Annotated in this window: 7 protein-coding genes; 3 read left to right on the top strand and 4 right to left on the bottom strand. The window is 25.9% G+C overall.

Going from position 1 to position 5,553, the window contains the following annotated elements; all coding sequences use genetic code 4:
- The first annotated feature begins 1,018 nt into the window (after nt 1-1,018).
- The 3 genes from ACWXVO_RS03060 to ACWXVO_RS03050 all read left to right on the top strand — a co-directional run bounded on the left by ACWXVO_RS03060 (nt 1,019) and on the right by ACWXVO_RS03050 (nt 3,889).
- A complete protein-coding gene (locus ACWXVO_RS03060; RefSeq protein WP_456002533.1) occupies nt 1,019-1,780 on the top strand; it encodes a hypothetical protein in 762 nt (253 codons plus the stop codon).
- On the top strand, nt 1,764-2,651 hold the full coding sequence (locus ACWXVO_RS03055) for a hypothetical protein (protein WP_444705031.1): 888 nt from the start codon (nt 1,764-1,766) through the stop codon (nt 2,649-2,651). The genes ACWXVO_RS03060 and ACWXVO_RS03055 overlap by 17 nt, the downstream gene beginning before the upstream one ends.
- Before the next feature lie 152 nt (nt 2,652-2,803).
- Nucleotides 2,804-3,889 carry a M42 family metallopeptidase gene (locus ACWXVO_RS03050; protein WP_456002530.1) on the top strand — a complete coding sequence of 362 codons (1,086 nt, stop codon included), beginning with the start codon at nt 2,804-2,806 and terminating at the stop codon, nt 3,887-3,889.
- Nucleotides 3,890-4,083: 194 nt separating this feature from the next.
- On the opposite strand, the gene ACWXVO_RS03045 is transcribed toward ACWXVO_RS03050, so the two are convergent.
- The 4 genes from ACWXVO_RS03045 to ACWXVO_RS03030 are packed head-to-tail and all read right to left on the bottom strand — an operon-like array spanning nt 4,084 to nt 5,277.
- Nucleotides 4,084-4,404 (bottom strand): hypothetical protein, encoded by a 321-nt coding sequence (locus tag ACWXVO_RS03045; RefSeq protein ID WP_456002527.1) that lies wholly within the window; start codon nt 4,402-4,404, stop codon nt 4,084-4,086.
- 10 nt (nt 4,405-4,414) lie between these two features.
- A complete protein-coding gene (locus ACWXVO_RS03040) occupies nt 4,415-4,594 on the bottom strand; it encodes a transposase (protein WP_456002535.1) in 180 nt (59 codons plus the stop codon).
- Nucleotides 4,595-4,612: 18 nt separating this feature from the next.
- Nucleotides 4,613-5,095, bottom strand: a complete 483-nt coding sequence (locus ACWXVO_RS03035; RefSeq protein WP_456002525.1) for a hypothetical protein — start codon at nt 5,093-5,095, stop codon at nt 4,613-4,615.
- Entirely contained in the window at nt 5,089-5,277 is a 189-nt protein-coding gene (locus ACWXVO_RS03030; protein WP_456002522.1) for a hypothetical protein, read from the bottom strand. Before ACWXVO_RS03030 ends, ACWXVO_RS03035 begins: the two co-directional genes overlap by 7 nt.
- Nucleotides 5,278-5,553: the final 276 nt, after the last annotated feature.

Raw genomic sequence — 5,553 nt, 5'->3', positions numbered from 1 at the left:
AAACAGGTAAAAATCCTAGAAAAAGTAATTTGCTTTTTTTCATTTTTCTCCTTAAAATTTTATGAATTCAGGCTATTCCCAAACATTTTTTAATTATGTCTAGAAGAATTGGCGCAAGTCATAATTATAATTTATTTTTTTTTTTTTTTTTGTTTTTGGTTAAAAAAGATAATTTAAACTGATTTGAGAATAAACTATATCTAAACCTATTACTTCAATTTCAATTAAAATTAAGAAGAAAAAATAAAGATAGATATTTAAAAACCATATATTAAGGTACAATTGATAACATAATATTTTTTTATAATTTAATTCTTTCTTCGTCATTAAGGTTTTTAAAATAATTATTTTCTTAATTGATTAATTTCTATCATGTTTATCGGTCTTCGCGATTTACTTAAAGACCATCCACAAGAAATATTTATTTAATTCACTATAGCAAGGTTTAACATTGCCTTTAGATTCTTATTTTTTCTTTTTTCCTATATGAATTTCTAAAACTTGTTAAATTATTAATTTTTAGTCTATAAATAATTTCTTATTTGTTTCATTGGTTCATCTAATTTAGCAAGATTTGAATAAGTTTAGTTAATAATTAATTTGCTAGAAAAACAAAACAAAAATTAGTATAGTTTTGTACATTATTTTAGCTCAAAGGCAAATTTTGGGACAATTAAGCAAGCTAGGATTGCTAAATAGACAAAAATATATTTAATTATTTTTCAAGACATTTAAACTGAGCACAAATGCAAAAAACGCAAAAGTAAACATAATCAATGATCCATCTTTTATTTTTGGAAGTAATTTAAAAATTAAATAATTTAAACTAAAAAACCTATGCTAATTAAGTTTATGCTTTTTGCAACAACCATGCATTGTTATCAATTTAATGTAAGCAAAAAAGCTTTATATTATTGCTAATTGCTTTTTTAGTTACTATTAACCCTATTTACCTAGGAAAATAGTGATAATGTAATATAATATTTTTATTAATAAAACCTAATACTAAGGAGAAAATATGCGAAAAATAAGTTGATTTTTCTTAGGTCTTTTACCAACAATAGCAACCGCAGCGGTTGCATTTTCATGTGTAAATACAAAAACACATAATATACCAAACCCAAAACCTAGCCCTGATAAAATATCTGATACTCCTAAGAAAAAACCTAAAGTTAAAGAACAAAAAAATGATTTACAATCAGTTTATGAAACTATTAAAAGTATTCTACCAAAGGATACTCTAAATGATATTAGACATAAAAATAAACATATTAAAAATTTATTGATTGGAAATTTATTACCAAAAGATCTGATCCCTGATCTTCCAAAGGATCAAGACACTAGCTCAAATATTTTGAATGGTTTTAAAGGACCGAAATTTGAAATTGATTTTAGTGATCCAACTAATGAATTAATCAAAAAAACAATTGATAATTTATACTACAAACAATGATATAAATACTATGATAAATCCAAAGATGACGGAACACAACATGCTTTTGATTTTCCACTAGAAGATGACTATATCGAAAATGAGTTAGATATATTCTCTTCAAATGAACCTGAATCAAATGAACCATGAGAAAACCATGAACCAAATCATAATAGCCCTTGAATTTCTGATGATGAAGAAAGATTGAGTAGTCCTACCACATTAGCAACTAAACTTATTAAATCTCTAAAAGGCGAATCAAATATTATTTATGATATGAATGATAATTTGGTTCCGTTATCTAAACTAAAATCACCTAACAAAAAAAAAATTGGTTGATGAAATTAAAGAAGAATTTAGAAATTTAATTAGTACTGAAACACAAAAAATAAGTCCTGTATATGATGATAAATTTTTTGGAAAAGAAGTATCTGCAACAACTACTGACATTAAAAATCATTTTGAAAAATTAATAAATGATAGCACAACAGTTGGTCAAGTGTTGGAATACATTAGTACAGTAAAAAAATATGTCGAAACTGAAATAATGCTAGCAAACATGTATAAACCTTTTAAAGATTTTGGAAATACATTTAGCATTGAAGGAAACAAAAAATTAAATGAATTACAACTAAAAAATATTAAGTACAATAAGCAAAAACTTATAGAATATCGTAATAACGCATTAGATATATTAAAAAAAAGAAATGAATTTAGTGAATGATTGAAGGAACCAAACCATAATTTTTACTCTAAAACTAATGGCTACGTTGAAAAAATGAAAAACTTCACAAATCAAATCAAAGAGGCATATCAACTTAAAGTTGAAGCAACAAAAAGTATTTTTCTGATTGGTATAGATGACAATAAAGGTCTCAAGCAAAAATACACAGAACAACAAATTATTGACGCCCTTCAAAATAATAATTCAAAACCAAAAGAATTAACTAGCAAAATAGTTGACGATGCACTATTTGGTAGATTATTTGACAAGAAAATTCACAATGTTTTCTTAAAAAAGAAAGGTGGAATAATTGATTACACAAGCCCAAGTGGCTTCACAACAGTTGAATTTCTTGGAAAGATTGAAAAAAGGAATGGAATAAATAAATTAGTTCTTTATGTTGCTTATAAATTTAATAATAAGGTAAAAGGTGATTTTTCAATTACATTTACAAACCATTCAAAACAACAAAGCTATATTGAATTTAAAAAATAATAATTTAACACTAGCAACGCTTGCTAGTGTTTTTTTATCAAAACATAAAGATAAACTATACAAAATTGAAGGGTCACATATCGATTATTAAAACTTAGTTATTTTGATAAAATTTATATATTATTTTTATATTTAAAGAGGTTTATAAATTTATGGATAAAAATGAGTTATTCAAACAAAGATTAATTAAATACATGGAAATTGAGGCTATGTCGCGTTATGAAGTGCCTGTGGTTAATGAGTTAAAAAAATCACTAGGAAATAAAAAATTTGAGATTAGTAGAGATAACCTTGGATCAGTTATATTTAGAAAGAAATCAAAAAATCCTAATGCACCAAAAGTTATGATTGCTGCACATATGGATGAAGTAGGGTTTCTAGTTAGAAACATAGATAAAAAGGGGCAACTTTATTTATCTCCTGTTGGAGGTATTTGACCATCAACAGTAATTGGGACAAAAGCAAAATTAGTAACAGAGGAAGGCAAAACCTTTAATGGCGTTTTTGGTCACACAAGCATACACATTATGCAAGAAAATGAAATTTCAAAAGCAATTTCTAATAATGAAATTTATGCTGATTTTGGTTTTAAATCAGATGAAGATGCTAAAGAACAAGGAGTTGGCGTAGGTGACTTAGTATACATGTCGGGTGAAACTATACTATTTAATGATCCTAATTTATTGGGTGGAAAAGCAATGGATAATAGAGCTGGTATAACTGTTCTAGAATACGTTGCTAATGCCATCAACGATAAAGATCTTGATGTTGATCTCTACTTAGTTGGCACAGTGCAAGAAGAGGTAGGAACAAGAGGGGCTAGAACTAGTGTTTCATTAATTAAACCAAACATAGCAATTGCTCTTGATACATGCGCATCACATGACACTCCTAACACAATCCCAGGAAATACTTTATTATACAAGGGTGCTGCTCTAAGAATAAAGGATCGTGGTACAATGATGGACCCAAAATTAGTTAAAGAATTTCAAAACATATCAAAAAAATATAACATACCTACATATAAATTTGTTGCAATGGGAGGAGGAACAGATGCTCATGAACTTCAATTTGCTCATGGTGGTGCAGCGACTCTAACCATTTCTTTACCACAAAGATATTTACATAGCCCTATAGGTGTTTGTGCAATTTCAGACTTAATTGCTGCCGGAGATTTATTAATTAATTTTCTTCAGGACTTTAATTTAGAAAAATGAGAGGATATCAAATACAAGTAAGAAATATCAAAAGCACATAAATAAAATCGTGTTTAAACTAGTAATATAGTAAATTTTGCGTCAATTTATCTCCTGCTTACTTTTTGAGTAAGAGATTTGAGAATAGCAATCACACAAATCTAAATTTATTAGACAAAAATAACCAGAATTATCAAGCACGTCTTGATAATTTTTCTTATTTATTTCATAAGAAATTATTTTGCTTTCTTCATCCACTTTAAAATCAAAATAATTTCCATATGTTTATAAATATCTTCATTTAAGTATTCAATATTTTTAAGTTGTTTTGATAATATATTTAAAACCGTATTATATTTTTCAACTTCTAATGATGCTTTTTGTTCATTATAAAACATATAAATAAAATACTTGTTTGTTGAATTTGTAAAAGCTTGCTCGTATGTTTTTCAAGCAAAAACTTTATGTTCAAAAATTAAATTTTCAGCATTTTTATATATTTTATCCTTGTTTTTATTTAATAAACTACTTAATCTTTTGTTATAAGTTTCTGCCATAATTATAAAGTTAATGTTTTCAGAAATTTTCAATATTGTCTTTTGAAAAATAACCCCGATCCAATACTAAGGTTGCTGATTTATAACGCAAATTTAAAACTTTATCAATCATTTTTTTGTAGTAACTTACACCAGTAACTGATTTGGGATATAAATCATAAAAAATTGGTAACCCAGTCTTTGGATCTAAACAATACGATAAGTTTATTTATGGCAGTCCTTCATCAACCTTTGGCTTTCCATATTCAGCATGTTTCATGTTTTTTGAGCTTATATTAAAGTTCGTTGAATCGACAGATAAATATGTGTCATCCGAATATTCTAAATATGTTCTTGATTGTTTTGATCATCTATAATTAAATTCAAGTATTTTTTCTGTTGTTATTTCTTTGTGCAAAAGCGTTGATATCATTGAGTTTGAAGGAATTAAAAATAAACCAGAAAAAATTTTATATGCCCACTTTTCAAATAATTGCGAAACCATAGATTCTTCATCAATATAATAAAATGTCAATGCCTTTATTAATTCTCTTTTTGTGTTAAAAATATTTTTTAATTGTTCATCTATATACAAATCTTTAAAAATTTTAGTTATTGCCAAATATTGCCCGATAGAAACAACAAATGATATTTTTTTATCATCTTCTATGATTGTTATTTTTACGTCTGGAAAAATTAAAATACTTATCATTCGGTATTAATAAGTTGCCATTTTTTAGGATCTATTTTCCCGATATTAACTCTCTTATCAATATTATATTTTTTATCTTTTTTATATTCTGTTCCTGCGACATAATATACATATTTATTATCATCTTTTCTTATAATTTGAACCTTTTTAGGAATCTTTACTCTTTGATCTTTTATTATCATTTTTGCCTCATTTTATTTAGTTTATTTATAACTAAATAAAAATACTTTTCGAGCTAGAAATGTAAAAAATGCTGATTTTTTCAAATTTAATTCTTTTTTGTTTTTTGCTTGAGTTTTATAAAATAATTTACAAAATTACTTCAAGTTTAGGGTAAAAAGTATAATAAAAAAAGCCAGGACTGGCTTTTTGTTCCCTGAAAACTGAATATCGACTTTTTTTATTTTAGATAACTTCTATAGAATCACTATTAAACCAATCAATTTATTAGTACTGGT

This window comes from Mycoplasma sp. 1890, from assembly GCF_053851615.1.
This window is presented reverse-complemented; position numbering and strand designations above follow the sequence as displayed.